Raw genomic sequence first — 25,140 nt, 5'->3', positions numbered from 1 at the left:
CGCGGCCCGGCTTCGCGGCGAGATCCACGATTCCGATTGGGCTTTCGGGCCGACAGCGGGAAGACTGCTCCCCGTGACGTCCCGTAACGTGCGCGACTCCAGACTCCGCCTCGTCCGCCCCCGTCCCACCGTCACGGCCCGGCGCGCCGTGTCGAACCGGCGTACGCGCCCCGCTCCGCGCCCTCCCGAGGGCACCCCGCCACCCGCGGAACTGGCCCGCCAGGCCCGCGAGGTCCTCGCCGGCGCCGTCCGTATCGCCCGCTGGGCGGCGGCAGCCCCCGACGCGGCCGTCCCCGCCGCACGCGAACGGGTCGCCCGGGCGCTGGAGCTGACACCGGACCAGGCGAACGCGAACTGGGACCGCGCCCGGCTGGCCGGTCTGGTCGAACTCCACGGCGACACGGCCCGGCCCGGCTGGCGGCTGAACGCCTGGGACCGGGACGACACCGCAGTGCTGCGCGGCTGGGTCGCCCTGCTCGACGCCTGGTCACTCGTCCATCCGGCGCCCGAGGGCGTCGCCCCTGCGGCTGTCGCCGAGGTCGTCGAAGCGGTCCCCCAGGTACTTACGCTCCTTCAGCTCTCCGCGGGCCCGGTGCCGGTCTCCACCCTGCTCGATCTGCTCCAGCAGCGGGTCGCGGAACTCCGCGAGGAACGCTGCGAAGTGCCTCTCGGGCCCCGGCGCGACGCCGTGGTGTCCCCGCTCGCAGGCCTCCCGGCGCCTCGCGGACCGGAGCCATCGGAGAACCCCCAGCGTGCCGGCGCCTGCGCGGCCCCGGCCACCGAAGACCCGGCTGCCGAAGGTCCGGGAACCGTGGACGAGGGCCTCGCCGGTGACCGGGCCGTCGCCGGGTGGCACGGCGCCGCCGAGGCGCGGACCGTCTCCGACGCACTGCTGCCCGCCCTGCTCGACTGGGCGCTGGAGGGTCTCGCCGCGGTCGGCGCACTCACCCTCGGCCCGGGCCAGGCCACCCTCACTCCGCTCGGCAACTGGGCGGTCTGGGTCAAGCTCGAGCAGATCTGCGTCGCGGCCCAGAGCCCCGCGGGCCATATCGAGCACCCGGCCGAGGACATGCTCCGCGGCTGTGCCCGGCTCAGCCCCGGCCCCGCCCGCGACGAGTACCGCGCCTGGCTGGCCGCACGCACCGTCTCCAGCGCCGTGTCCGAACTGCTCGCCGCGGCCCGCGGTGAGGACGCGCTGCTGCGCGGCCTCGCCTTCGAGGCGCTCCGGGTCGTCGGCGCCCCCGCCGAGGCCGGGGTGCGTGCCGCGGCCGAAGAGCCGTCCCTGCGGCCCTACGCCCTGCTCTGGCTCGCCGAGTACGAGGGCGCGGACCCCGAGGACGCCGCCGAGCTGCTCACCCGCGAGGAGGCGACCTGGCTGTGGGTGGACACCGCGGCCGTCGTCGCCGACCACGGTGAGACCGCGCTGCTGGTCCGCCACCTCGACTCGGCCGTCCAGGGCACCGTCCCCGCACTGCTGGACGAGGTCAGGGAGGTCGGCCACCCCCGCACCGTGCAGGTCCTGGTCGCCCTCGCGGCCGCCCACCCGGACCCCGCCCTGGCCAAGGCCCTTCGCCGGGCCGCGTTCCAGGTCCACACCGGGGGCGCCTGACGCCGGCGCCGGACGGGGGTCTATTCCGCGGAGGCCCCCGGCCGGTACGTCCCGAAGCTCCAGATGTTGCCCTCCAGATCACGCACCATGTAGTCCCGGGAGCCGTAGTCCTGGTCGGTGGGCTCCATCACGATGTCCGCCCCGTGCTCCGCCGCCCTGCGGTGGTGCGCGTCGACGTCGTCGACCCGGACATAGACACCGACCGGGCCGCCACCCTCCATCAGCTTGTCGAACTCGCTGCCCGTGCCCTTGCTGCCCAGCATCACCATCCCGTTCCCGTAGGACAGTTCGGCGTGGACGACCTTGCCGTTCCCGCCCTCGTACACGGCGTGCTCGGTGAAGCCGAAGGCCTCGGTGAGCTGCTTGACCGCGGCCTTGGCGTCCGCGTACAGCAGCGTCGGACAGATGCTCGGTGCCTCTGCCATCTCGATCACTCCTCCTCCACGCTCGACCACAGGGGTGTGATCCGGATCTCAGTCTGGCAGGGGGCACTGACAACGCCCGGCAATCCGGGGGCAGGACGAAGGCGGTGCCGGGGGCGCCCTAGTAGAACGAACGGAGGCACCGTCAGCGGAAGGTGTTGCACGCGCCCATGTCGCCGGTGCGGTAGCCGGTGAAGAACCACTGCTGACGCTGGGCCGCGGAACCGTGCGTCCAGGTCTCCGGAGTGACCCGGCCCTGCAGCGCCTCCTGGATACGGTCGTCGCCGACCGCCGCCGCCGCGTCCAGTCCGTCCCTGATGTCGTCGTCCGTCAGCCGGGTCAGCACCGGCCTCCCGGTCTTCTCGTCCGGCGTGGTCGTGGCGTGGTGCGCCCACACCCCGGCGTAGCAGTCCGCCTGCAGCTCCACTCGGACCGCGTTGCTCCCGGCGCCCGGACGGCCGTCCTGGGTCAGGGCCAGGGTGCCCATCTGGTTCTGGATGTGGTGGCCGTACTCGTGGGCGACGACATAGGCCTGAGCGAACGGCCCGCCGGACGCCCCGAACCTGGTCCGCAGGTCGTCGAAGAAGCTGAGGTCCAGATAGACCTTGCGGTCGCCCGGGCAGTAGAACGGCCCGACCGCCGACGTGGCCCCGCCGCACGCGGTGCCGACCCGGTCGGTGAACATCACCGTCGGCGCGTCCCCGTACCGTCCGCCCCGCCGTGCGTACTCGGCGCGCCAGAAGTCCTGCACGCTGTTGACCACAGCGACGATCCGGCAGTCCTCGCGGACGTTGGCGTCCGAGCCCTTGCGGCAGGTCTGGCCGACCTCGGCCGCGGTCGACGCCGCCGGCCGGGTGCCGGGGTCGGTCTCGGTGAGCCCGAGCTGTTCGGGGCCCACTCCGAAGATCAGCCCGAGGACCAGCGCGATGAAGCCGACGATGCCGCCGCCGACCGTTGCCCTCCCGCCCGGCAACCGTCTGCCCCGCACATCCTGGACCTCCGAGGTGTCCAGATCGGCGTCGTCGTCGAACTGCATGAGCCGAGTATCGATCAGTACGGTACGGCCCGCCCCTTTTGTGCACGGCCGTCCGCGGCCCTGTCGCCGCCCGTCCGCCCCACTGTCACCGGCGCATCACGCGGCCGGCCCGGGCCGCCCCGGCCGTGGGGAGCGCCACAGAAATCCGGTTGCAGGTGCCCGGTAGACTGGCCGCTATGGCAATTCTCCTTGTGGATTAGACGGCGTCGTAGCTGCCGCACGCCCTGTCGTCCCTCCGCCGTCCGTCCCGTTCTGGAGTATTTCCGTGATCACCGCTTCCGGCATCGAGCTGCGCGCCGGCGCCCGTGTCCTCATCGAGTCCGCCACCTTCCGTATCGCCAAGGGCGACCGCATCGGCCTCGTCGGCCGCAACGGAGCAGGCAAGACCACTCTCACCAAGTGCCTCGCGGGTGAAGGCACCCCCGCCGCAGGTCAGATCGCCCGCTCCGGCGAGGTCGGCTACCTCCCGCAGGACCCGCGCACGGGTGACCTCGACGTCCTCGCCCGCGACCGCATCCTTTCCGCCCGCGGCCTCGACGCCCTGATCCGCAAGATGCGCGAGAACGAGCAGCGCATCGCCACCGGAAAGGGCACGACCCGCGACAAGGCCCTGAAGCAGTACGAGCGCCAGGAGACCGAGTTCCTGACCAAGGGCGGTTACTCCGCCGAGTCCGAGGCCGCCACCATCGCCGCCGCGCTCAACCTCCCCGACCGTGTGCTGGGCCAGCCCCTTCACACGCTCTCGGGCGGTCAGCGCCGCCGGGTCGAGCTCGCCCGCATCCTCTTCTCGGACGCGGACACCCTGCTGCTCGACGAGCCGACCAACCACCTCGACGCCGACTCGATCGTCTGGCTGCGTGACTACCTGAAGACCTACCGTGGCGGCTTCGTCGTCATCTCCCACGATGTCGACCTCGTCGAGACCGTCGTCAACAAGGTCTTCTACCTCGATGCCAACCGCTCGGCGATCGACATCTACAACATGGGCTGGAAGCTCTACCAGCAGCAGCGCGAGGCCGACGAGAAGCGCCGCAAGCGGGAGCGGCAGAACGCGGAGAAGAAGGCCGCCGCGCTCAACGCCCAGGCCGACAAGATGCGCGCCAAGGCCACCAAGACCGTCGCGGCGCAGAACATGGCGCGGCGCGCCGAGCGTCTGCTGGCCGGACTCGAGGAGGTCCGGATCTCCGACAAGGTCGCCAAGCTGCGCTTCCCCGAACCCGCGGCGTGCGGCAAGACCCCCCTGATGGCGGAGAGCCTGTCCAAGTCCTACGGCTCCCTCGAAATCTTCACCGATGTGGATCTCGCCATCGACAAGGGCTCCCGCGTCGTGATCCTCGGCCTCAACGGCGCGGGGAAGACCACCCTGCTGCGCCTCCTCGGCGGGGTCGAGACGCCCGACACCGGCCAGGTCGTCGAGGGGCACGGCCTCAAGCTGGGCTACTACGCGCAGGAGCACGAGACGCTCGACCCCGACCGCACGGTCCTGGAGAACATGCGCTCCGCCGCACCGGATCTCGACCTGGTCGAGGTCCGCAAGGTGCTCGGATCCTTCCTGTTCTCCGGCGACGACGTCGACAAGCCGGCCCGGGTGCTGTCCGGCGGTGAGAAGACCCGGCTCGCCCTGGCCACGCTGGTGGTTTCCTCGGCCAATGTGCTGCTGCTCGACGAGCCGACCAACAACCTCGACCCGGCCAGCCGCGAGGAGATCCTGGGCGCGCTGCGCACCTACAAGGGCGCGGTCGTGCTGGTCACGCATGACGAGGGGGCCGTCGAGGCGCTGCAGCCGGAGCGGATCATCCTGCTGCCGGACGGGGTCGAGGACCTGTGGGGCGCCGACTACGCGGACCTCGTGGCGCTCGCCTGACCTTCCACGGCCTGACCCTCCGAGGCCCGACCTTCCGCGACGTGATCTTCCACGACGTGCCGGGTCGTCCACCCGGAGGACCCTGATCCACTCCGTATGGATCATTCGGCTCAGCGGTGATCCTTCATCTGAGTGAGAACGTCTCGTACTCCGGCGTGGCAGCCCGGCGCGGCGATCCGGCATGCGCGGACGGGGCCCCCGGAATCCCTCCGCTCCGGCCGCAGGCTCCTGACCTGGAACTTCCTGACGCAGGTCGCCGAAACGTCTCGGCAGTCACGACCGGAATCTGTCATTCCGGTCGTGACCGGGAGTGCACGGCCGTCCAAGCTCGTAGCAGGGACCTTGTCGAATGGGTGGCCATGAAGCCCGCGAGGGGTGATCATGAGAAGTCCAGAGCGCACTTCCCATGAGGAGGCACGGGTGGCCGAGACTCTGAAGAAGGGCAGCCGGGTGACCGGCGCCGCGCGCGACAAGCTCGCGGCAGACCTGAAGAAGAAGTACGACTCCGGTGCGAGCATCCGGGCGCTGGCCGAAGAGACCGGCCGCTCCTACGGATTCGTGCACCGGATGCTCAGTGAGTCCGGAGTCACGCTGCGGGGACGCGGCGGAGCGACGCGGGGCAAGAAGGCCGCCTCGGCCTGACCGCGTGCACGGCAGCCGCGTCGGCCTTGCGTCGCGCGACAGCCGCCGAAGCGTTGTCCGGGCCGGACGGTTCCGGTGCCGGCCACCCGCTCGGCCGCAGGGTCGACGGGGTGGTTACTGTGCAGTCACTTAGTCTGTCGCTGCACTGACTGCACCGGAACCGGAGGCGCCCCATGACTTCGCTCGACTCGCTGGACTCTGTGCTCGACAAGGACGGCGTACGGCTCACCGTCGATGACGCGGTGGCCACGGTGACTCTCACCAACCCGGCAAAGCGCAACGCCCAATCTCCCGCTCTCTGGCGGGCGTTGGTCGAGGCCGGGCGGTCGCTGCCGGGCCATGTGCGGGTCGTCGTGCTGCGCGGAGAGGGCATGTCCTTCTCCGCGGGGCTCGATCGACAGGCCTTCACTCCCGAGGGCTTCGACGGAGAGCCGTCGTTCATCGACCTCGCACGCGGCTCCGACGACGAGCTCGATGCGGTCATCGCCGAGTACCAGGAGGCGTTCACCTGGTGGCGCCGTAGTGACATCGTGTCGATCGCGGCGGTGCAGGGACATGCGATCGGTGCCGGGTTCCAGCTCGCCCTCGCCTGCGATCTCCGGATCGCCACGCAGGACGTGCAGTTCGCCATGCGTGAGACCAGCCTGGGTCTCGTGCCCGATCTCACCGGGACCCACCCGCTCGTCTCGCTGGTGGGCTACGCCCGCGCGCTCGAGATCTGTGCGACGGGGCGCTTCGTCCTGGCCGACGAGGCCGAGCGGATCGGCCTCGCCAACCTGGTCGTGCCCGCCGGGGAACTCGACGCAGCCGCGGGTGACCTCGCGGCCGCGTTGCTCGCCGCACCGCGCGATGCCGTGATCGAGACCAAGGCCCTGCTGCGCGGCGCCCAGGAGCGGAGCTACGAGGAGCAGCGCAAGGCCGAGCGTGCGGCTCAGGCACGGCGTCTGCGGGACCTCGCGGGCCTCGCCGACTGACCGGACCCGGGACTCATGCGTCGTCGGGCGCGGTCGTGACCGGCGCCGACGACGGCATGAGCGGTACATCCGTGATCAGGACCGTCACCGGGAGCGGTGACGGCAACACCGCGGTGACCGCCTCGCGCACGGCCAGGGCCACCGCCAGTGGGCGGTGGCCGGGAGCCGTCGCGCATGAGATCCGTACGGACCTCGTGTCGATGCGGACCGGCACTCCCAGCGTGTCGGTGAGACGCGCGACGCCGGCGGCGGCGGATGCCGCGGTGCCCACCTCCTCCACGTGTGGGGACGAGCCGCACGGAGAGCCGGACGCGGCGGACCGTCCCGCCGGGCGGCGGGCGACTGCTTCCCCGGCCTGGTCCGCTTTCGGGCCCTGACCCGCCTCCCGGCTCTCTTCCGGCTTTCCCCGGTCCGTTTCCCGGCCCTCGTCCGTCCCCGGATCCCGTTCCCCGGCCGTCGTTGTCGCTGTCGTCGCCGGCTCGTCGTCCAGCAGCGCGGTCACCCGCAGATCCACCTCGGTGACCGCGAGGTCAAGGCGCTCGCACGCCAGCGTGAAGAGCGCGGTGCGCAGCCGCTGGGCGAGGACGGGGATCGGCTCGCGGGGCCCCGCCGCGAATTCCGCATCGATACGCAGGGGCCCCGGCGGCAGAGCGGCCGGCGGGGGCGGAACCGCCGGGGCTCCGGCCGCTTCCGGGCCTGCCGGTTCCGGGCCGTCCATCGAGATCCGCAGACGACCGGGTGCGACACCGCGTACGCCGGACGCCGCAGCGCGCAGTACCTTCAGCGCCGCGCGTTCCGTCAGCCAGGCCCCGTCCGCCGGGCCACCGAGCGGAAGCAGCTTCCCCGGACCCGGCCGGGCCCGTACCGAACCGGCCCATCCACCAGCCGTCGTCATCGTTCAGCCCCTGTCATTGCCCCAGCCTGTCGCATCCCCGGCGCGAGACCGGGCAAGCACACTTAGTGTGGACAGCGGAGTCAGGAGTTCACCACCTCCCGGAAAGGGACGTAGGGCGATGACCGACACCGACGTCAATGTCAGAAAAGAACCGACCGGGGCCACCGGGCCGACCAAGCGGGGCACCGGCGATCCGGGCACGCGGGGCCGTACGACCATCGCCGACGGCGTTGTCGAGAAGATCGCCGGACTCGCCGCCCGGGATGTGATCGGGGTCCACGCGATGGGCAGCGGGATCTCCCGCACCTTCGGCGCCGTACGTGACCGGGTGCCGGGCGCCGGCGGGCGCTCCGGCGCCACCCGTGGGGTGAAGGCCGAGGTGGGCGAGGTCCAGACGGCCCTCGACCTGGAGATCGTCGTCGACTACGGGGTGTCGATCGGCGATGTGGCCCGTGCCGTCCGCGAGAACGTTGTCTCCGCGGTCGAACGCATGACCGGCCTCGAGGTCGTCGAGGTCAACATCGCCGTCAGCGATGTGAAGCTGCCGGACGAGGAAGACGAAGAGCCGGAACCGAGGATCCAGTAGTGGAGCTCACGAGAGGAGCTCACGAATGAGCATGGCGGTGGTCGGCCTGCTGGCCGGCATGGCGCTCGGTTTCGCCGGGTACTTCGGCGGCTTCAGCGCCTTTCTCCTGGTGGCCGCGCTCGGTGCGGTCGGGTTCGTGGTCGGCCGTTTCCTGGAGGGCGACCTCGAACCGGGCGCCTTCTTCCGGGGCCGCGAGCGCGGCGACCGGAGGTGATCCGAAGTGGCCGTGGACTCGACTCCGTCCTTGCCGCCGCAGCGGATCGAGGCGGCCGGCCGGGGCGAGACGACGATCGCCGACCGGGTCGTCGCCAAGATCGCGGCACGTGCGGCGCGTGAGGCACTCGACCACGTTCCCGCGGGCGGTTCGGTCCCGCACGCCACGGTCACGGTGCACCACGACCATGCCCGTGTCCGCATCAGCCTCGAGCTCGAGTACCCGTCCGACCTCGGCGCCCAGTGCGGCGCGGTGCGCCGCCATGTGGCCGAGCGGGTGGAGACCCTGGCGGGGATGAACGTGCCCGAGGTCGCCGTACAGATCGAACGTCTGCACTCCGTCCATACGCACGGGGCGGCCCGGGGGAGGCTGCGATGACGGAACCGGCGCCGGCGTCCGGACGGGACGAAGCCGGACCCGCGGACGAACCCGGACCGGAGGAAGAGGCCCGAGCGGTCCCGGCCATGGACCAGTCGGCGTCCGCCGCCGCCTACCGGCCCGCCGCGGCGCACGGCGGAGGCGGTCGCGGGCGCTTCTGGTCCAAACGGCGGATTCCGGCTGCACTCGTCGCCGCCGTGCTGACCGCCGGAGTGGCCCTGCTCCTGTACGACGTCGTCGCCGTACGGGCCGAACGGACGGGCATGGCGTGGCGCCGCTCGCTCGCGGACCAGCTGGACCGGCAGCCGCTCGACGACACCTGGGTGCTGGTGGGCGCCGGTGCCGCCACCGCACTCGGGCTGTGTCTGATCGTGATCGCTGTGACCCCCGGGCTGCGGGGGCTGCTGCCGATGCGCCGGCCGGCGGACGACGCCGATCTACGGGCAGGACTCGACCGGGACGCGGCGGCGCTGGTGCTGCGCGACCGTGCGATGGAGGTCTCGGGAGTGCAGTCCGTACGGGTAAGGATGCGGCGGACCCGGGTCGGGGTGCGGGCGGTGTCCCACTTCCGTGAACTCGACGAGGTGAGGAACGACCTGGACACGGTGCTCGCCACGGGCATCCGGGAACTCGGCCTCGTGCATCCCCCCTCGCTGTCCGTCCACGTCCGCCGGCCCGCCAGGAGGGGATGACCAGGGTGCTCCACATCGTCAATCGTGTGCTGCTGGGGCTGGTGGGGCTGGTGCTGCTCGCCGTCGGGGGAGGGGTGCTCGCGGCCGGACTCGGCCTCGGCGTGCCGTCGTGGTGGCCCTGGTCGGGGCCGGACGACGTACTCCTCGCCGCAGGCACCAGGCAGCGGTGGCGTGCCGAGGGGTGGTGGCCCGTGGTGATCGCGGCCCTCGCGGTGGTCCTGCTGCTCGGAGTGTGGTGGCTGGTGGCGCAGTTCCGCCGATCGCGGCTGTCCGAAGTGCTGGTCGAGAGCGGCGACGGCGAGGGCGCCCTGCTCAGGGGGCGGACCCTGGAATCCGTGGTCGCCGGTGAGGCGGAGGACCTGGACGGCGTGGCCCGCGCGCAGATCGCCCTGCACGGCCGGCGTACGGCTCCCACGGCCCGCGTACGCCTGCTGCTGGAACCGTACGCGTCCCCCGGCGAGACCCTGCACCGTCTGTCGGCCGAGGCCCTGACCCATGCCCGGGAATCGGCGGGACTGGCCGCTCTGCCCACCGAGATCCGTCTGCGCACGGAGAAGCACCGGGCGAGACGGGTGATGTGACGCCCCGGGCGTCCGCCTGCGGCGCCCCGGTACCCGGATCCACGGACGTCCGCTCCGGGATGCGAGCCGGCGGGGGCACTGGTTCGCTGAGAGGTGCCCGCTCATCCCGACGTACGAGGAGTGACCATGAGCGTTTCAGGCGATTCAAGTGGGCGCGTGCGGCAGATGCGCCAGAAGGCGGATGAACTGAAGCAGGCCGCGGAACGCGCCACCGACCCGGAGGAGCGCCGCCGGCTCGAGGACAAGGCCCGCAAGCTGCGGGACCAGAGCGAGCAGGAAAGCGCGATGGGGGCCGGGGACATATTCCCCGAGGTGTAGTCCTCGGGGCTCCGGTGGCCCCAGTGGCTCCCGGCGGTGCTCCGGTGCGGTCGGCCCCCGGGGCGTCCGCCCCGATCGGCACCACGGTCCATGCCGGCCGGTGGACCCGCGCGGCCCGACGGCGTGCGCGGCCACCGGCCGGCTGACGCCCGGCGTCCCGTGGCCGAGCCCGCCGCGGCACGGGGTGGCGGGGCGTCTTCGGGACGCGATGTCCTCAGAAGCCGTGCCGGGCCCCGCCGTCCACGGGCAGCATCACACCCGTCACATAGGACGCGGCGGGGGACAGCAGGAAGGCAGCGGAGCGGCCGAACTCCTCCGGGGTGCCGTAGCGCCGCAGCGGAATGCGGGTCTCGCTCGCGGCCCGGGCGGCGTCGGCGTCACCGGAGAGCGCGTCGAGTTCACGGACGCGGTCGGTGTCGATACGGCCGGGAAGCAGCCCCACGACCCGGATGCCCCGCGGGCCCAGCTCGTCGGCGAGGGACTTGGCGAACCCGGCGAGCCCAGGGCGCAGACCGTTGGAGATCGTCAGCCCCGGGATGGGCTCGTGGACCGAGCCGGAGAGCACGAAGCCGATCACCCCGTCCGGACCAAGGGCCGCGGCGGCGGCGCGCGCCAGGCGCACCGCGCCGAGGAAGACCGCGTCGAAAGCCGCCTGCCACTGCTCGTCCGTGTTGTCCGCGACGAAGCCCGGCGCCGGGCCGCCCACGCTGATCAGGACGCCGTCGAACCGGCCGAAGCGCTCACGCGCGGCCGCGATCAGACGGCCGGCCGTCTGGGGGTCGGCGTTGTCCGCCGCGATGCCGACCACGTCCGGACCGAGCCCGGCCGCGGCCGCCTCGGCCGCCTTCTCGTCACGTCCCGTGACGACCAGCCGGGCCCCGTCCGCCACCAGTGCCCGCGCCGTCGCGCTGCCCAGCCCCCGCGTCGCCCCGGTGACGATGTACACACGGTCCTTCAGTCCAAGATCCATGGGCCCATCCTGCCGTGTCCCACGGGGCGGCGGCGAGGGCCGCAGGCCGCCGCCCTCAGACGGTCGACGGCACCGGGTCGGCCGTGGGCCCGGCGGCAGCCGCCGCACGGTCGCGCTTCTCGCGCCGTACGAGAACCACCCAGCCGACCGGGACCCCCGCAGCGAACAGCCACCACTGGACGGCGTACGCCATATGGGCACCGATCGAGTCGTGGTCGGGCTCGGGGATCTGCTCGGGCGATCCCGCGGCCGGCTCGGGCGCGGTCTGCTCCACATAGCCACCGAGCACGGTCAGCCCCGACGCCTTGGCCTGCCGCTCGCTGTTGATCAGCATGATCTGACGGGGCGGCAGCCCGGAAAGGTCCTTGATACCGCTGGAGTCGGTCGTCTGGTCGGCCATCAGCCGTCCGGTGACCGTGACCCGGCCCCTGGGCACGGGCGGCACCTCGGGGAACGCGGCCTGGTCGGCCGCCGCGGGCACCCAGCCGCGGTTCACCAGCACGGCACGGCCGCCGGTGAGGACGAGCGGCGTCACCACATGGAAGCCGACTCGGTCGTCGGCGTTGGTGCGGCGGCGGACGACGACCTCGTGTGCGGTGTCGAAGGTGCCGGTGGCCGTGACCTGCCGCCAGTAGTCCGAGCGGGGCACGGTGTGTCCGGGGGAGGTGAGCTCGGTGACCGGGACGGGCCGCGCGGTCAGATTGTCCGCTATCAGGCTGTTCTGGCCGACGCGGTGCTGGTGCCGGTGCAGCTGCCAGAAGCCCAGCTCGACCATCACGGGGATGAGGACGAGGCTGATGAGGGTGAGAATCACCCACTGCCGGGACAACAGGAAGCGGTACACCCCATGACCGTACAACTCGGCCATGGGGTGTCAGGAGGGAGGGGTGCTCGGGGGAAGCTCAGACCCTGTCGACGATGCCCGCCCTCCCTTCGGCGCGGGCGCAGTGCGCGCCGCAGTACCAGTGGCCGTCGGCCTCGACGCCCTGGCCGATGATCTGGACCTTGCAGTGCTCGCAGATGGGGGCCATCCGGTGGATGGCGCAGGAGAAGCAGTCGAAGACGTGCACCGCGCCCTGCGCGTGCACCTCGAAGGACATGCCGTAGTCGTTTCCGCAGACCTCGCAACGTGCCATGCGCCGCATGCTCCGGAGCGAGAGGGACCGGGGCAAGATCCGTGGGGGCGGGTCGGCGCGGCTGCACCCGACCGGCGCAGTGCCGGTCCGGGCTTGCTTCCACCGGCTGCCCCGAGGCGCTACCGAACGGCGGCCGCCGCCGCGGGTGCCGGGCCGCGCCTGCCCGGCCGTGTCAATTCCCTGCCGGGCTCACGTCCCGCAGCAGCTGGGTGAACGCCGCCTCGTCGACGACGGGTGTGCCGAACGACTTCGCCTTGACCGTCTTCGACGTCCCCGCGTCCGGATCGTTGGTGACCAGCAGACTGGTGAGCCGTGACACGCTCGTCGCGACATGCAGCCCCGCCTCGACCGTGCGGTCCTCGAGCAGCTCCCGCTCCACGGACGTGTCGCCCGAGAACGCCACCCGCATGCCCTGCTGGAGGGGCTTGTCCGCTTCATAGCGCCCGGGGTTGGGGTAGGGGCACGCGGGCCGCCGGCGTGCGGGCCGCCAGCTGTTCGGCCGGTACGACCCCGTCGCCTGGCGGCCGATACGCGGCGCGGGCGATGCGGTGGACCACTCGGTCAGCGGCCGGCACTCCAGCAGCGGCAGCCGAACCCCGCGCTCCGCGGCGGTGTGCAGACTCGGCCGGAACGCCTCGGCCAGCACACGGGCGTCGTCCAGGGCGTGGTGCGCGCGCTGCTGGACGACACCGTAATGGGCCGCCAGCGATTCCAGCTTGTGATTGGGCAGGGGGAGCCGCAGCTCCTTGGAGAGGGCGATGGTGCAGAGCCGCTGACGCACCGGCACCACATGGTCGGCCCGTGCGTACTCTCTGGCGATCATGGACCAGTCGAAGATGGCGTTGTGCGCGACGAGGACCCTGCCGTCCAGCCGGTGCGCGAACTCGCGGGCGATATCGCCGAAGAGGGGAGCGCCCTCCAGCACATCCCTCGTCAGACCGTGGATCCACACCGGCCCCGGGTCCCGCTCGGGGTTCACCAGCGTGTACCAGTGGTCCTCCACGTTCCCCTGTGCGTCGAGGCGGTAGACGGCAGCAGACACTATCCGGTCGTCACGGGCGAGTCCGGTGGTCTCCACGTCGACGACCGCGTACCCCCCGGGGTACGCGGCCGGCCACGATGCTGCTGTCGTACGGTCGTCGAGCATGGTCACAGAGCTTACGGGGCAGCGCTGACAACTCCGTCCCGGCCTGCCTCCGGTGCGCTGCGGACCGCCCTCGCCGCCGAACCTTCCCGTACGCGCGGCCACACGGTTTCCGTACGCGCCGTCAAGTCCGCGTTCGGGTGGGTCCGCGCTGACCTGCTCCCGCCAGCAGCGAGTCGACCAGGGCCCGCACCGAGGCGGCGAACAGCTTCTCCGGGCTGGCGGGCCGGGCGAGTGCGCGGGCGAGGGCCGGGTCCTCCTCCGCGGTCCGCGCGGTCCACAGCTCGTCCTCACCTGGCGACTGCAGGGGTGCGCGCTCCCGGTTGCGCTCGACGAGGACGAAGCCGACTATCTGGAACTGAACGGCACGGACGGCCTGCGCCGCGCGGGCGCCGCGCAGCCCGGCCGTGTGCACCTCGTGGACGAGCGCACGCTGCGCGGGCAGGAACATCCGCTCGGTCAGCCCCCGTTCGTGGACCATCGCGATCAGATGCGGACGCGCCAGCAGTTCCAGGCGCAGCCGGCGGGCCACCGACACGATCCGGGAGGCGGGTGTGCGCCCGGTCGGCCGGATCGCGCCCATCTCCCGCACGGTCCGCTCCACGAGTGCGTCCAGGAGCGACTCGCGGTTGCCGACGTGCCAGTAGATCGATGTGACGGCGGTGCCGAGCCTGGCCGCGAGCCCCCGCATGGTGAGGGCGTCCGGTCCGTGCTGCCTGACGAGATCCGCGGCGGCGTCAAGCACCTCTTCGCGGGTCAGGGCAGTGCGTGGCATGGGGCCCCCAATTCCGTTGTGTGCGCGGCTCTTTACCCTTCATCGCGATAGGTGTAACTCTGTTACAGGCTCGACCCCCTGCGATGCACTCGACGCACGACGAAGGGTGGTACGACATGGCACGTGTACGGTACGGCGCACGTTCCGAGGCAGAGATCACGGCCGCTCGGGCAGCCGCCGCCACACTCCCCGACATCTGGTCCACGGGCGTCGTGGCGGTGTGGGAGACCGACCCGGACGTGATCGCGGCCGTGCTCCCGCCGCCGCTCAAACCCACCGAACAGCCCCTGGTCCGGGCGAACATCAGCCAGGTCGACCTGCCCGGCCGGGCGTTCGGCGCGGGCTCGGTCGCGGTCGCCGCGGCCCACGGCGAGCAGCAGGGCTGGTACCCGCTCGTCATGCCGATGACCAGCGAGCGGGCTCTCATCGGCGGACGCGAGGTCTTCGGTGAACCGAAGAAGCTGGGCGAGGTGACCGTCGAGCGCGACGGCCCCGTCGTACGGGCGAGTCTCGCCCGCCACGGGATCGCCTTCGTCGAGGTGCGGGGCGCGGTGTCCGGTCCGCTGCCGCTGCCCGAACCCGTCGAGAAGCTGGACTTCTACTTCAAGTGCCTTCCGGCGGTGGACGGTTCGGGCACCGGCTTCGACGCCGACCCGGTGCTCGTCCACTGCGTACGCAACGAGAGGTTCCGCAGGCTCGAGCGGGTCACCGGTGATGTGGTGCTGCGCGAGTCGATGTTCGACCCGGTCGCCGACCTTCCCGTACGGAACCTCGTGGAGCTCACCGTCGGCGAGAAGACCAGCGACCAGAAGGGCCGAGTGGTCGAGCGGGTCAGCGCCCGGGCCCTGCTGCCCTACCTCCACCAGCGCTACGACGACGTACAGCAGATCCTCGACGCGCCGCCGCAGGGGAGCGCGCGGTGAGGCCGGCGTCCGGACAGGTCGCCGTGGTCACCGGCGCGGCGAGCGGGATCGGCAGGGCGATGGTCCGCCGCTTCGCCGCCGAAGGGCTCAAGGTCGTGCTCGCCGACGTCGAAGAGGCCGCCCTGCACAAGGCCGCCGACGAGCTCTCCGCGGACGGCGCGGAGGTGCTCGCCCGCGTGGTCGACGTATCGGACCGGGAGGCGGTGCACGCCCTCGCCGACGACGTCTACGAGACCTTCGGCGCCGTGCACGTGCTGTGCAACAACGCGGGCGTCGGATCCGGCGCGGAAGGCCCCATGTGGCAGCACGAGCCGAACGACTGGAAATGGGCCTTCGCCGTCAACGTCTGGGGCGTCTTCCACGGCATCCAGGCCTTCGTCCCCCGGATGATCGCGGGCGGTGCGCCGGGCCATGTCGTCAACACCTCGTCCGGGGACGGCGGCATCGCCCCGCTGCCCACCGCGTCCGTGTACGCCGTGACCAAGGCGGCGGTGGTGACGATGACCGAGTCGCTCTACGCGCAGCTGCGGGCCGAGAACGCCCTGATCGGGGCTTCCGTGCTCTTCCCGGGACCGCACATGCTCCGCACCGGACTGTGGGAGTCACACCGCAACAGGCCGGCCCGTTACGCCAAGCGGCTGCCGCGCCGCACCCCGTACCGCAGCCTCGACCAGTGGGAGGCGGCGATGCGGGAGGCCGGCCAAGAGGTGCGCTTCACCCCGGTCGAGGAGGTCGCCGAGCACGTCATGGACGGCATCAGGGCCGAGCGCTTCTGGATGCTCCCGCCCGGCGAGCACAGCGACCGCCAGATCCGGGCCCGTGCCCGGTCGATGCTCGACCGCGCCAACCCGGCCTATCTCGAGCGCTTCATCCTGGACTGACCGATGGAGGGACGTGACATGACGGACCCCTGCGCACCGGCACCGGAAGACCCCTATCTGATCATCTCCTCCGACTGCCACGCCGGGCTGCCCACCGAGCAGTACCGGCCCTACCTCGACTCCCGCTTCCACCGGGACTTCGACGAGTTCCTCGCCGGACGCGACCGCCGGCGCGAGGAGATGACCCGTCTCGGAGTGCGCAACGAAGCCTTCGCCGACAAGTGGTTCAGCGACCACGAGGAAGGGCTGCGCGGCGGCTGGGACTCCGCACAGCGCATCAAGGAACTCGACGGGGACGGGGTGGCCGCCGAGGTGGTCTTCCCCGACGCGGACGCCGTCGACAGCAGGACCGCCGCACCCTTCGGCGTCGGGCTCGGGCTCTCCGGCGACCAGGACCCGGAGCTCGGCATGGCCGGGGCGCAGGCGCACAACCGCTGGCTCGCCGACTTCGTGTCCGGGCATCCGCAGCGGCACTGCGGAGTCGCCCTGCTGCCCGTCACCGGCGAGGTGGAACGGGTCGTCGCCGAGATCCACCGGGCCAGGGAGTCCGGGCTCGGCGCGCTGATGATCCCCTCGATGTGGGTCGACAAGGCCCCCTACCACGACCGGCGTTACGACCCTGTCTGGGCGGCCGCCGCCGAGACCGCCATGCCGCTGGTCACCCACTCCGGCGCCGCGCCCCACCACGAGTACGGCGACCATCTGGGCATCTACGTCTCCGAGGTCACCTGGTGGCCCGCCCGGCCGCTGTGGTTCCTGCTCTGGTCCGGGGTGTTCGAACGCCACCCCGGTCTCAAGTTCGGTGTCGCGGAGTCCGGCTGCTGGTGGCTGCCCAATCTGCTGTGGTTCATGGACCGGCTCTACCTCGGCGCGCACGGTGGCAAGAAGCTCTCGCCGTTCGCCGAAATGAAGCGCCCGCCCAGCGAGTACCTGGACCGGCAGGTCTTCGTCTGCGCCACCAACACCAAACGCCGTGAGCTCGCCCAGCGCTACGAGATCGGCGTCGACAACATCCTCTGGGGCTCCGACTTCCCCCACCCCGAGGGCACCTGGCCCCGCACCCGGGCCTGGCTGAAGGACACCTTCCACGACATCCCGGTCGCCGAGACCCGCCGCATGCTGGGCCTCGCCGCGGCCGAGGTCTTCGGCTTCGACACCGCGGAGCTGGAACCGATCGCCCGCCGTATCGGGCCCACCCCGGCGGACCTCGGACAGTCCGCCGACCAGGCGGCCGTCGAGGCGTCGTGGGCGAGGTCGCGCGAGGCGGGCCGGCACTGGCTGACCGGACGCGACTTCCCCGCCCTGGGGGTGACCTCGTGAGCGGCGGCCCCACGAGCGCAGACCGCACCGACGACCGGTCCGTGAACCCACACTCCCCGGGAGGCCAGTCCATGAGCGCCGAGCCCCCGAGCGAGGAGCGCTACACGGTCATCTCCGCCGACTGCCACGCTGGAGCCGATCTCCTCGACTACAAGCCGTACCTGGAGAAGCGCTACCACGACGAATTCGACGCCTGGGCGGCGACCTACGTCAACCCGCACGAGGACCTGCTGGCCGACACCGCCGACCGCAACTGGAACTCCCAGCGCAGGCTTGCCGAGCAGGAGGCCGACGGCATCGTCGCCGAGGTCGTCTTCCCCAACACGATCCCGCCCTTCTTCCCCTCCGCGTCCCTGATGGCCCCGGCGCCGACCCGCGAGGAGTTCGAGCAGCGCTGGGCGGGCCTGCGTGCCCACAACCGCTGGCTCGCCGATTTCTGCTCACTCGTCCCGGGCCGCCGGGCAGGAGTCGCACAGATCCTGCTGAACGACGTGGACAAGGCGGTCGACGAGGTCCGTCGTACCCAGGAGGCAGGTCTCACCGGGGGCGTCCTGCTGCCCGGCACACCGCCGGGATCGGGTATCCCCGAGCTGTACTCCGCGGCGTACGACCCGCTGTGGGCGGTCTGCGACGAGCTCGGCGTCCCCGTCAACCACCACGGCGGCTCCGCGTCCCCGCCGCTCGGTGAAGAACCGGCCGCCCGTGCCGTGTTCATGGTGGAGACCACGTGGTTCTCGCACCGGGCGCTCTGGCATCTGATCTTCGGAGGGGCCTTCCGCCGCCATCCCGGGCTCACCCTGGTGCTGACCGAACAGGGCTCGGGCTGGATCCCCGGGGTGGTGGAAATGCTGGACTACTACCACGGCCGGCTGGTCTCCGCGGCCTCCAGGGCCGTCACCGCCGAGTCCAGGTTCGGCGCCGGACTCGCCGACTCGATGGGCAAGGGCCCCAGCGAGGTCTGGCGCGACAACTGCTTCGTCGGCGCCAGCTTCATGCGCCCGCACGAGGTGCCGCTGCGCGACCGGATCGGCCTCGACAAGATCATGTGGGGCAGCGACTACCCCCATGACGAGGGCACCGCGCCGTACTCCCGCGAAGGCCTCCGCATCGCCTACGCGGGACTCCCGCGCGACGAGATCGCGGCCATGGCCGGGGGCAACGCGGCCCGGGTGTACGGCTTCGACCTGGACCTGCTCGACACCGTGGCGGCCCGTGTCGGACCCACCGTCGCGGAGATCGCCGAGCCGCTGAAGGAGGTCCCCGCCGACGCCACCAGCCCCGCCTTCGCGCCGGGCGGGTCGGTACGCGTGTGGTGACCGTCCCGGGTACGCGTGTGGTGACCGCCCGCGCGGGCTCGGGGATGAGACCCTCCCCGCGTGACCCAACCGACCCACCACGAGCCCCACGGCGACACCCTGGGAACCCGGCTCAACTGGCTGCGCGCCGCGGTACTCGGCGCCAACGACGGCATCGTCTCCACGGCGGGCCTCGTCGTCGGCGTCGCGGGCGCGACCAGCGAGCGGGGCGATCTGCTCACGGCCGGACTCGCGGGACTGCTCGCCGGCTCCATGTCCATGGCGGCCGGCGAGTACGTCTCGGTGTCCACGCAGCGCGACTCGGAGAAGGCCGCACTGGCCGTCGAAAAGCGCGAACTGCGCGAGCAGCCCGAGGCCGAACTCGAAGAACTCACCGGACTGCTGGAAGACCGCGGCCTCAGCCGGGACGTGGCCCGGGAGGCCGCGGTCCAGCTCACCGAACGCGACGCGCTGCGCGCCCACGCCCGCGTCGAACTCGGTATCAACCCGGACGAGCTGGCCAACCCCTGGCACGCGGCCGGCGCGAGCTTCCTCGCCTTCACCACGGGCGCACTGCTGCCGCTGCTGGCCATCGTGCTGCCGCCCGCCTCGGCACGGCTGTGGGTGACCGTGCTGTCGGTGCTGAGCGCACTGACCTTCACGGGCTGGTGGAGCGCCCGCCTGGGCTCGGCACCGGCGGGTCCGGCGATGGCGCGGAACGTGGTCGGGGGAGCGCTGGCGATGGGGGTGACGTATGGGGCGGGGTCGTTGCTGGGGGCGGCGGGGGCTTAGGTCTGTCCGGGCGATCTTCTAGGTCCTGTCCGGGCGATCTTTGAGGACCAGCCCGCGGCGTCAGATGCGGTGCATCGCAAGGCGAAGGATCGTCCTCGTACTGGATGTACTCGGACGACTCCGACAACGCAGCGAGGGGCCGCAGCTGTCGTCGCGGGCCCGAGAAGATCGCCCGGACAGGACCTAGCCGCCTCTGCCGCCACGCATGGGAGGGCTGTCTCTCTCCGGCGCCGTCACGATGCCTCGGCGGCGGCCCGGCAGCCGGGGCACACACCCCAGAAGGTCACGGCGGCCTCCTGGGTGTCGTACTCCTTCGGCAACTGTGGCTCCAGGCATGGAGCCGCACCCACCGTGCATTCGACGTCACGGATGCTGCCGCAGCGGCGGCACACGAAGTGGTGGTGGTTGTCGTGCCGCTCGATCTCGTAGCGGACCGGGTGACCGGGGATGGGCGTGCACCGCACCAGACCGGCGTCCGTGAGGGCGCGCAGCACGTTGTAGGCGGCTTGCAGGGACAGGCGGCCCGTGACCCGCTGAGCGCGCTCGCGCAGGGTTTCGGCGTCAAGGTGGCCGGATGATTCGTGGACGGCCATCAGCATGGCGATGCGCTGGGCGGTCACCCGCATGCCCGACGTGCGCAGCCGTGCTGCGGCCAGCGCCATGGGCTCCTCGTCGGTTGTCATGCTGCCCTGGTCTTCCCGTCGCACTTCAGGGCATCCAGTGGGTCAGGTGTGTCCGCATCGACGGAGAGCTCGAACCACACGCTCTTCCCCACCGGCCCGTGGTCGAAGCCCCACCGTGCGGCCAGTATGTCCACGAGTGCAAGGCCGCGTCCGTCCTCGTCCTCGGGGCGGGCGTCGGTCAGGCGGGGAGGCTCCGAAGAGCCGTCGCTGACCAGGCAGCGCATATCGGACAACCATTCGAGGGTGAGGTGCAGCGGCCCGCCGGCGTGACGCAATGCGTTGCACACCAGCTCGCTCACCAGCAGCTCGGCGGTCGGGACGAGCTCGCCGAGGCCCCAGCGGGGCAGTACGTCGCGTATGGCAGCCCTCGCCTGACCGCACGCGGTCGGCGACCACGGCAGGAGCCAGGGCCCACTCACGAATGCGTCCTCGCAGGTCACAGCCAGTGTGGCGAGCGCCGCGTGGTGTGTGGACGGAGCGGAGCACTGAGGGGCAGAGGTAGTCGCTTCGGCGGGAATGGTCCGGTCCATGAGAGCGATCCTTCGGAAGTAAATCTCTCTTCCGACCGTACGCCTTTTCTGGAGTAGTTCAAGTCTTTGGGTACATTCAAGTATCTGGAGTGGAACTCGCATCGCCGCTGGGCGCCCGGCACGGCCACCACCTGACGCGCCGCACCCGGCAGCGGAGCTCCTGGCCGGGGTTTTCCCGGGCCGGAGCGCGTCAGGCAGCCCCTGGGGGCTTCTGACGGATCTCCGCGGCGTCGCGACGCCCGGTACGCACTCTCGTACCGGACGCCGCTCCTTCCTCCACGGAGATCCATCAGAAACCCCCTAACGCAGTCACCGCAGTCGCCTGATGCGCTCCGGCGGGAACAGCTCATCGCCGGTGAGTACCGTCCCGTTGTGGGCGGTGATCGTGAGCCGCTCATGGGCGGCGAGGGGCGAGATGTCCACCGAGTCGCAGCCACCGAAGGACAGCTGCGTGAGATGGGGCAGATCGCGCAGTGGTTCGAGGCCGGAGATCAGCCTGCTGTTGCCCACATACAGCTCGGTGAGCTCCTGGTGGCGCACGACGGTGTCGAGGTCCAGCCCGGAATGTCCGGTGATCTGCAGGGTGTCGAACGGGAAGCCATGAGGATGTCGGGCCAGTGCCTCGGCCTGGGCATCCCCGGTGATCGTGAGCCACTCCAGGCCCGGCCAGCGTTCGATGCCGTCGAGGCTGATGCACCGGGCGTCGTGCCATAGACCGAGGCGCGTGAGGCCCGCCCGTGCCGGGATGTCGGCGACACGGGAGACGCCCGCCGGGAAATCGAGCGCCAGCAGTTGGAGTACGGGCAGGTCTTCGACGGGTGCGAGCGAGAGGCCCTCCATGAGGTTGTTGAGGTAGAGCGTCCTCAGCGGCAGTCCGCGCAGGGCGTCGAGATCCGTGAGCGCGGGGCAGGCGTCCAGGCCGAGCAGGGTCAGCCGGGGGAGCGCGGCCAGAGGGGACAGATCGACCAGACCGCCGTCGTGGTTGAGGAACAACGACTCCAGCGCCGTGTGCTCCGTGATCACGGAGGGGATTCCGTGATCGCCCGTCAGATGGAGCCAGGTGAGATGCCGCAGACGTACGAGCTCCGCCAGCTGTTCGGTCGTGCGGACCTTGAGGTATGTCCTGTCCATCGGGGCCTCCGCGAGCACGGCGTTCGCGTACTCCCGGGTCTCGAAGGAGCCCCAGCCGTACGACAGCTCCCAGCCGACCTTGAAGCGGGTGTCCTTGGCGAACCGTGCGATCACGCGCAGCCCGGCGTCCCCACCGAGCAGGGCCGCCGTCCGGACCACCGCCGCCGCCGTGTCCTCGTCCAGCCCCTCCGGCCCAGGCAGCAGCTCCAGCACCAGCGGTCCGACCTCCGCCAGCTCATCGGCCTGCTCGATGCTCCGCGGTGGTACCAACTCCTGTGCCCCTGCCCGGACTTCGGCCCGCACCTGGGGATCCAGCTCCGGCGCATGCTCCAGCGAGGCCGCGGCCAGCAGCACCAGCCGGTGCCTCAGCTTCGGCGCACGGTCCGCACGTCGCAGCAACTGCCTCAGCAGCCGGGCTCGTTCGTCCGGGCGTGCGTGCCCCACCGCCATCTGGACCACGTCGTCCCAGCGGTCGTCGTGGGCGTTGCGCACCAGCACGCCGAAGTCACGGGACTCCACCGCGGCCTTCGCCCCCAGATAGTCCTGGAAGGTGCGGTGGACGAAGTCGACGGCGCCCGGAGTGGGTTCGCGCAGCAACCCGCTGCGGATCAGCAGATGCGCGAAGACCTGTTCGGCGTCACCCTCCACCTGCGGCATCGAGGCCAGCCACTCGGCCACCAACTCCACGGCCTCGCCGCGGTCCGCCTCCACCTGACCGTTGCGGATCAGCCAGTACGCGAGCCGCTGCAGCAGCGCGGTCTGTTCCTCGCGGGTCAGGTCGATGCCCTCGACCCCGGCGATCTGGCGCTCGGTGTCGCGCCGGACCAGCAGCATGTCCAGTGCCGCGTCGTACAACTCCTTCCGGGCCCGCGGCAGTTGCATCCGGCGGTCCCGGTTCAGTGCGCACAGCAGAGCGCACATCAGAGGGTTGGTCGCGAGCCGCCCGAGGTCCCTTCGCGCGCCGACGGCCCGGCGCAAGGACTCCTCGTAGGTGTCCAGCTCGGCCTGCTCGGTTTCGGACAGGCATTCCAGCCGGGCCGCATCGTGCCAGTGGCCGATGAAGGAGCGGATGTCGTCGCGTTCCATCGGCAGCAGAGAGTGCGCGGTGAAGCCCATCCGCGCGAGCCAGTCCTCGGGTACCGCGGACGGGCGGGTCGTCACGACGTACCGTGCGCCGGGATAGGCGGCGATCAGTGATCTGAGCCAGGTCTCCGTGCGGGTCCGCAGCCGCAGCGGGACCTCGTCCACCCCGTCGACCAGCACCAGCGCCCGGCCCTCGGCCAGCATGCGCTCGGTCCATCCGGGCGGCGGGCTCAGCGGTACCCCGGTCGCGCGCAGCAGATCCTCGGGCGTGGGCAGGGAATCGGCCGAGGCGAAGGCGCGCAGCCGCAACAGGAAAGGGACGCACCGGTTCCAATCGCCGGGGTCGCCGCTGAAGCTGCGTCTGGCCGCGTTCAGGGCGAGCCACTGCACCAGTGTGCTCTTGCCGGAACCCGCAGGGCCCCGCAGCAGGAACCGGTCCGTGGTGGTCAGGATCTGCTCGACCTTGAGGGCGGCCTGGCCCGTGACGGTGGGCCCGTTGCCGCCCGGTGCGCGTCGTCTCCGCTCACCGTCAGGCTGATGTACGCCGTGTCCAGCGGCCACTCCCGCGCCGAGCGCCCCAGGGTGAGCCCGAAGAGCTCCAGCCGCCCGTGCGTCGCCGCGATGTACCGCGCGTACCGCTCCTCGAACTCCAGCGCCTGAGCGTCCGGACTGCGCCCCGCCAGGGCCGCCACCGCGTCCCGTGTCCGGCCGGCCGTGCGGGCCTGCTCCACGGCCGCCCGTGCCGTGAACGACGGCTGTGCCGTCAGCTGCTCCAGCAGATGCGCGCAGCACCACCCGAGCAGTTCCTCGTACAGGTCCGCCGCGCGCGGACTCAGCCCCGCGTCGCCGGGTGTGGCCAGCTGCTCCCGCAACCGCCCGGGATCGAGATCGACCGCGAACATCCGGTCCGCGTCGATGCCCCCCGCGGCGGCGAAGGTGTCGCGCACCGCGTCGACGGCGGCCAGCCGTTCGTGTTCCGGGAGATTCGCGTACGCCCCCGTGGCGAGCCGGTCGCCCAGCACCTTCGCCAGCCGGTCCGGGCCCGCGGGCCGGGGTAACGGCCTGACCGGAGAGGCCACCAGGCCTGCTCCCCGGGGCGGGGCGAGCAGCGACTTGGCGACGGTGCCGAGTACCGTGCTCGCCAGCCTGGTCAGCGCGACTTCCACCCCGTGCACCACAGTTCCGGGTCTCCTCGTACGCCGTCCGTCCGTCCGTCCGGACAGCAGCGTAGGACGATCAACGGACCGGAGCTGGCGGATCCGGCCAAAGCTCGCTGACAACCCGTCTCGCATACTTGTCGGTAACGACATCTAGCCGCGCCCGTACCACCGCCTCTACGGTCCTCGCATGCCGCCCAACCTGCCCGATGTCGTGTTGTGGTCGATCCCCGCCTTCGTCCTGCTCACCGTCGTGGAAGCGATCAGCTACCGGCTCCATCCCGACGAGGACGCGGCCGGATACGCGGCGAAGGACGCCGTCACCAGCATCACCATGGGGCTCGGTAGCCTCTTCTTCGACCTGCTCTGGAAGATCCCGGTCGTGGCGATCCACACCGCGGTGTACGAACTCACGCCGCTGCGCGTCCCCGTCCTGTGGTGGACGGTCCCGCTCATGCTGCTCGCGCAGGACTTCTTCTACTACTGGTCCCACCGCGGCCATCATGTCGTCCGGATCCTGTGGGCCAGCCATGTCGTCCACCACTCCAGCCGGAAGTTCAACCTCGGCACCGCGCTGCGCCAGCCCTGGACCGGGTTCACGACCTGGCCGTTCTACCTTCCGCTGGTCGCCTGCGGAGTCCATCCGGCCGCGCTCGCGTTCTGCTATTCGGTCAACCTCGTGTACCAGTTCTGGATCCACACCGAACGGATCGACAACCTGCCGCGGCCCTTCGAGTACGTGCTCAACACGCCCTCCCACCACCGGGTCCACCACGCCTCCCAAGGCGGCTACCTGGACCGGAACTTCGGCGGCATCCTGATCGTCTGGGACCGGCTCTTCCGGTCGTTCGCCGCCGAGACCGAACGGCCGGTGTACGGGCTCACCAAGAACATCGCGACCTACAACCCGCTGCGCGTCGCCACCCACGAGTACGTCGCCATCGCCCGCGACCTGCGCACGGCGCGCGGCTGGCGGGAGCGGACCGGGCGGGTGTTCCGGGGACCCGGGTGGCAGCCCGCCCCCGGTGCCGTGCGGGCCGCCCGGCCGGCGGAGAAGGCCGCATGACCGGCGTGGCGGGGAGAGGCGCCGGAACGCGCGGCGACCGGAT

Annotated in this window: 28 protein-coding genes; 16 read left to right on the top strand and 12 right to left on the bottom strand. The window is 71.5% G+C overall.

Features of this window, described 5'->3' with window-relative positions:
* Positions 1-73 precede the first annotated feature (73 nt).
* A complete protein-coding gene (locus ACTWOL_RS08180; RefSeq protein ID WP_474295888.1) occupies positions 74-1,609 on the top strand; it encodes a hypothetical protein in 1,536 nt (511 codons plus the stop codon).
* Between the two features lie 20 nt (positions 1,610-1,629).
* Here the strand turns inward: ACTWOL_RS08180 and ACTWOL_RS08175 are convergent, their stop codons facing one another.
* Together ACTWOL_RS08175 and ypfJ are read right to left on the bottom strand one after the other, a co-directional pair.
* The gene (locus tag ACTWOL_RS08175) at positions 1,630-2,034 is read right to left on the bottom strand and encodes a VOC family protein (RefSeq protein WP_474295886.1); all 405 of its coding nucleotides are present in this window, start codon (positions 2,032-2,034) and stop codon (positions 1,630-1,632) included.
* Between the two features lie 142 nt (positions 2,035-2,176).
* Entirely contained in the window at positions 2,177-3,067 is an 891-nt protein-coding gene (gene ypfJ / locus ACTWOL_RS08170) for a KPN_02809 family neutral zinc metallopeptidase (RefSeq protein WP_474295884.1), read from the bottom strand.
* Positions 3,068-3,332: 265 nt separating this feature from the next.
* Here ypfJ and ACTWOL_RS08165 point away from each other — a divergent pair, with 265 nt between their 5' ends.
* The 3 genes from ACTWOL_RS08165 (at position 3,333) to ACTWOL_RS08155 (ending at position 6,547) form a co-directional block, all read left to right on the top strand.
* Positions 3,333-4,931, top strand: coding sequence for an ABC-F family ATP-binding cassette domain-containing protein (locus tag ACTWOL_RS08165; protein WP_474295882.1), 1,599 nt, complete (start codon positions 3,333-3,335; stop codon positions 4,929-4,931).
* Between the two features lie 420 nt (positions 4,932-5,351).
* Positions 5,352-5,573 (top strand): helix-turn-helix domain-containing protein, encoded by a 222-nt coding sequence (locus ACTWOL_RS08160; RefSeq protein WP_006123601.1) that lies wholly within the window; start codon positions 5,352-5,354, stop codon positions 5,571-5,573.
* Between the two features lie 173 nt (positions 5,574-5,746).
* Positions 5,747-6,547 carry an enoyl-CoA hydratase/isomerase family protein gene (locus ACTWOL_RS08155; protein WP_474295879.1) on the top strand — a complete coding sequence of 267 codons (801 nt, stop codon included), beginning with the start codon at positions 5,747-5,749 and terminating at the stop codon, positions 6,545-6,547.
* 13 nt (positions 6,548-6,560) lie between these two features.
* On the opposite strand, the gene ACTWOL_RS08150 is transcribed toward ACTWOL_RS08155, so the two are convergent.
* Positions 6,561-7,442 (bottom strand): hypothetical protein, encoded by an 882-nt coding sequence (locus tag ACTWOL_RS08150; RefSeq protein WP_474295878.1) that lies wholly within the window; start codon positions 7,440-7,442, stop codon positions 6,561-6,563.
* Positions 7,443-7,560: 118 nt separating this feature from the next.
* On the opposite strand from ACTWOL_RS08150, the gene ACTWOL_RS08145 reads away from it, so the two are divergent.
* From ACTWOL_RS08145 to ACTWOL_RS08120, 6 genes are all read left to right on the top strand, one after another.
* Complete coding sequence (locus ACTWOL_RS08145; protein ID WP_474295876.1) at positions 7,561-8,028, top strand: Asp23/Gls24 family envelope stress response protein; 468 nt, start codon at positions 7,561-7,563, stop codon at positions 8,026-8,028.
* A 25-nt stretch (positions 8,029-8,053) separates the two neighbouring features.
* On the top strand, positions 8,054-8,242 hold the full coding sequence (locus ACTWOL_RS08140) for a hypothetical protein (RefSeq protein WP_474295874.1): 189 nt from the start codon (positions 8,054-8,056) through the stop codon (positions 8,240-8,242).
* A gap of 6 nt (positions 8,243-8,248) precedes the next feature.
* Positions 8,249-8,620, top strand: coding sequence for an Asp23/Gls24 family envelope stress response protein (locus ACTWOL_RS08135; RefSeq protein WP_474295872.1), 372 nt, complete (start codon positions 8,249-8,251; stop codon positions 8,618-8,620).
* Entirely contained in the window at positions 8,617-9,312 is a 696-nt protein-coding gene (locus tag ACTWOL_RS08130; protein ID WP_474295870.1) for a DUF6286 domain-containing protein, read from the top strand. Before ACTWOL_RS08135 ends, ACTWOL_RS08130 begins: the two co-directional genes overlap by 4 nt.
* Positions 9,309-9,893, top strand: coding sequence for an alkaline shock response membrane anchor protein AmaP (amaP, locus tag ACTWOL_RS08125; protein ID WP_474295868.1), 585 nt, complete (start codon positions 9,309-9,311; stop codon positions 9,891-9,893). Before ACTWOL_RS08130 ends, amaP begins: the two co-directional genes overlap by 4 nt.
* A 126-nt stretch (positions 9,894-10,019) precedes the next feature.
* On the top strand, positions 10,020-10,211 hold the full coding sequence (locus ACTWOL_RS08120) for a DUF6381 family protein (protein ID WP_474295866.1): 192 nt from the start codon (positions 10,020-10,022) through the stop codon (positions 10,209-10,211).
* 214 nt (positions 10,212-10,425) lie between these two features.
* Here the strand turns inward: ACTWOL_RS08120 and ACTWOL_RS08115 are convergent, their stop codons facing one another.
* The 5 genes from ACTWOL_RS08115 to ACTWOL_RS08095 all read right to left on the bottom strand — a co-directional run bounded on the left by ACTWOL_RS08115 (position 10,426) and on the right by ACTWOL_RS08095 (position 14,236).
* Positions 10,426-11,181, bottom strand: a complete 756-nt coding sequence (locus ACTWOL_RS08115; RefSeq protein WP_474295864.1) for an SDR family oxidoreductase — start codon at positions 11,179-11,181, stop codon at positions 10,426-10,428.
* 55 nt (positions 11,182-11,236) lie between these two features.
* Positions 11,237-12,049 carry an SURF1 family cytochrome oxidase biogenesis protein gene (locus ACTWOL_RS08110; protein WP_474295862.1) on the bottom strand — a complete coding sequence of 271 codons (813 nt, stop codon included), beginning with the start codon at positions 12,047-12,049 and terminating at the stop codon, positions 11,237-11,239.
* A gap of 34 nt (positions 12,050-12,083) precedes the next feature.
* Positions 12,084-12,317: a Prokaryotic metallothionein gene (locus ACTWOL_RS08105; RefSeq protein WP_474295861.1), complete on the bottom strand. Its 234-nt coding sequence runs from the start codon at positions 12,315-12,317 to the stop codon at positions 12,084-12,086.
* 172 nt (positions 12,318-12,489) lie between these two features.
* Entirely contained in the window at positions 12,490-13,464 is a 975-nt protein-coding gene (locus tag ACTWOL_RS08100) for a DEDDh family exonuclease (protein ID WP_474295859.1), read from the bottom strand.
* Between the two features lie 121 nt (positions 13,465-13,585).
* Positions 13,586-14,236: a TetR/AcrR family transcriptional regulator gene (locus tag ACTWOL_RS08095; protein ID WP_474295858.1), complete on the bottom strand. Its 651-nt coding sequence runs from the start codon at positions 14,234-14,236 to the stop codon at positions 13,586-13,588.
* Positions 14,237-14,352: 116 nt separating this feature from the next.
* Here ACTWOL_RS08095 and ACTWOL_RS08090 point away from each other — a divergent pair, with 116 nt between their 5' ends.
* The 5 genes from ACTWOL_RS08090 (at position 14,353) to ACTWOL_RS08070 (ending at position 19,447) form a co-directional block, all read left to right on the top strand.
* A complete protein-coding gene (locus tag ACTWOL_RS08090; protein WP_474295856.1) occupies positions 14,353-15,159 on the top strand; it encodes an acetoacetate decarboxylase family protein in 807 nt (268 codons plus the stop codon).
* Positions 15,156-16,040, top strand: a complete 885-nt coding sequence (locus tag ACTWOL_RS08085) for an SDR family NAD(P)-dependent oxidoreductase (RefSeq protein WP_474295854.1) — start codon at positions 15,156-15,158, stop codon at positions 16,038-16,040. Before ACTWOL_RS08090 ends, ACTWOL_RS08085 begins: the two co-directional genes overlap by 4 nt.
* Positions 16,041-16,058: 18 nt before the next feature.
* The gene (locus tag ACTWOL_RS08080) at positions 16,059-17,360 is read left to right on the top strand and encodes an amidohydrolase family protein (protein ID WP_474295852.1); all 1,302 of its coding nucleotides are present in this window, start codon (positions 16,059-16,061) and stop codon (positions 17,358-17,360) included.
* A 71-nt stretch (positions 17,361-17,431) separates the two neighbouring features.
* A complete protein-coding gene (locus ACTWOL_RS08075) occupies positions 17,432-18,676 on the top strand; it encodes an amidohydrolase family protein (RefSeq protein WP_474295850.1) in 1,245 nt (414 codons plus the stop codon).
* 60 nt (positions 18,677-18,736) lie between these two features.
* Positions 18,737-19,447, top strand: coding sequence for a VIT1/CCC1 transporter family protein (locus ACTWOL_RS08070; RefSeq protein WP_474295848.1), 711 nt, complete (start codon positions 18,737-18,739; stop codon positions 19,445-19,447).
* Positions 19,448-19,680: 233 nt separating this feature from the next.
* On the opposite strand, the gene ACTWOL_RS08065 is transcribed toward ACTWOL_RS08070, so the two are convergent.
* The 4 genes from ACTWOL_RS08065 to ACTWOL_RS08050 form a co-directional block, all read right to left on the bottom strand.
* Positions 19,681-20,130, bottom strand: a complete 450-nt coding sequence (locus ACTWOL_RS08065; protein ID WP_474295846.1) for a Fur family transcriptional regulator — start codon at positions 20,128-20,130, stop codon at positions 19,681-19,683.
* Complete coding sequence (locus ACTWOL_RS08060) at positions 20,127-20,549, bottom strand: ATP-binding protein (RefSeq protein WP_474295845.1); 423 nt, start codon at positions 20,547-20,549, stop codon at positions 20,127-20,129. Before ACTWOL_RS08060 ends, ACTWOL_RS08065 begins: the two co-directional genes overlap by 4 nt.
* 420 nt (positions 20,550-20,969) lie before the next feature.
* Positions 20,970-23,435 carry an NACHT domain-containing protein gene (locus ACTWOL_RS08055; protein ID WP_474295842.1) on the bottom strand — a complete coding sequence of 822 codons (2,466 nt, stop codon included), beginning with the start codon at positions 23,433-23,435 and terminating at the stop codon, positions 20,970-20,972.
* A complete protein-coding gene (locus tag ACTWOL_RS08050) occupies positions 23,321-24,052 on the bottom strand; it encodes an NACHT N-terminal Helical domain 1-containing protein (protein WP_474295840.1) in 732 nt (243 codons plus the stop codon). Before ACTWOL_RS08050 ends, ACTWOL_RS08055 begins: the two co-directional genes overlap by 115 nt.
* Positions 24,053-24,221: 169 nt before the next feature.
* Here ACTWOL_RS08050 and ACTWOL_RS08045 point away from each other — a divergent pair, with 169 nt between their 5' ends.
* Positions 24,222-25,097 (top strand): sterol desaturase family protein, encoded by an 876-nt coding sequence (locus tag ACTWOL_RS08045; protein WP_474295838.1) that lies wholly within the window; start codon positions 24,222-24,224, stop codon positions 25,095-25,097.
* The last annotated feature ends 43 nt before the right edge of the window (positions 25,098-25,140 follow it).

It is taken from the genome of Micromonospora sp. IBHARD003 (genome assembly GCF_056106285.1).
This window is presented reverse-complemented; position numbering and strand designations above follow the sequence as displayed.

Bases quoted from the DNA above. Each gene is read 5' to 3' on its own strand.
- ACTWOL_RS08175 (WP_474295886.1), bottom strand. From the start codon at position 2,034: ATGGCAGAGGCACCGAGCATCTGTCCGACGCTGCTGTACGCGGACGCC.
- ypfJ (WP_474295884.1), bottom strand. From the start codon at position 3,067: ATGCAGTTCGACGACGACGCCGATCTGGACACCTCGGAGGTCCAGGAT.
- ACTWOL_RS08155 (WP_474295879.1), top strand. From the start codon at position 5,747: ATGACTTCGCTCGACTCGCTGGACTCTGTGCTCGACAAGGACGGCGTA.
- ACTWOL_RS08150 (WP_474295878.1), bottom strand. From the start codon at position 7,442: ATGACGACGGCTGGTGGATGGGCCGGTTCGGTACGGGCCCGGCCGGGT.
- ACTWOL_RS08145 (WP_474295876.1), top strand. From the start codon at position 7,561: ATGACCGACACCGACGTCAATGTCAGAAAAGAACCGACCGGGGCCACC.
- ACTWOL_RS08140 (WP_474295874.1), top strand. From the start codon at position 8,054: ATGAGCATGGCGGTGGTCGGCCTGCTGGCCGGCATGGCGCTCGGTTTC.
- ACTWOL_RS08130 (WP_474295870.1), top strand. From the start codon at position 8,617: ATGACGGAACCGGCGCCGGCGTCCGGACGGGACGAAGCCGGACCCGCG.
- amaP (WP_474295868.1), top strand. From the start codon at position 9,309: ATGACCAGGGTGCTCCACATCGTCAATCGTGTGCTGCTGGGGCTGGTG.
- ACTWOL_RS08120 (WP_474295866.1), top strand. From the start codon at position 10,020: ATGAGCGTTTCAGGCGATTCAAGTGGGCGCGTGCGGCAGATGCGCCAG.
- ACTWOL_RS08115 (WP_474295864.1), bottom strand. From the start codon at position 11,181: ATGGATCTTGGACTGAAGGACCGTGTGTACATCGTCACCGGGGCGACG.
- ACTWOL_RS08110 (WP_474295862.1), bottom strand. From the start codon at position 12,049: ATGGCCGAGTTGTACGGTCATGGGGTGTACCGCTTCCTGTTGTCCCGG.
- ACTWOL_RS08105 (WP_474295861.1), bottom strand. From the start codon at position 12,317: ATGGCACGTTGCGAGGTCTGCGGAAACGACTACGGCATGTCCTTCGAG.
- ACTWOL_RS08100 (WP_474295859.1), bottom strand. From the start codon at position 13,464: ATGCTCGACGACCGTACGACAGCAGCATCGTGGCCGGCCGCGTACCCC.
- ACTWOL_RS08095 (WP_474295858.1), bottom strand. From the start codon at position 14,236: ATGCCACGCACTGCCCTGACCCGCGAAGAGGTGCTTGACGCCGCCGCG.
- ACTWOL_RS08090 (WP_474295856.1), top strand. From the start codon at position 14,353: ATGGCACGTGTACGGTACGGCGCACGTTCCGAGGCAGAGATCACGGCC.
- ACTWOL_RS08080 (WP_474295852.1), top strand. From the start codon at position 16,059: ATGACGGACCCCTGCGCACCGGCACCGGAAGACCCCTATCTGATCATC.
- ACTWOL_RS08075 (WP_474295850.1), top strand. From the start codon at position 17,432: ATGAGCGCCGAGCCCCCGAGCGAGGAGCGCTACACGGTCATCTCCGCC.
- ACTWOL_RS08065 (WP_474295846.1), bottom strand. From the start codon at position 20,130: ATGACAACCGACGAGGAGCCCATGGCGCTGGCCGCAGCACGGCTGCGC.
- ACTWOL_RS08045 (WP_474295838.1), top strand. From the start codon at position 24,222: ATGCCGCCCAACCTGCCCGATGTCGTGTTGTGGTCGATCCCCGCCTTC.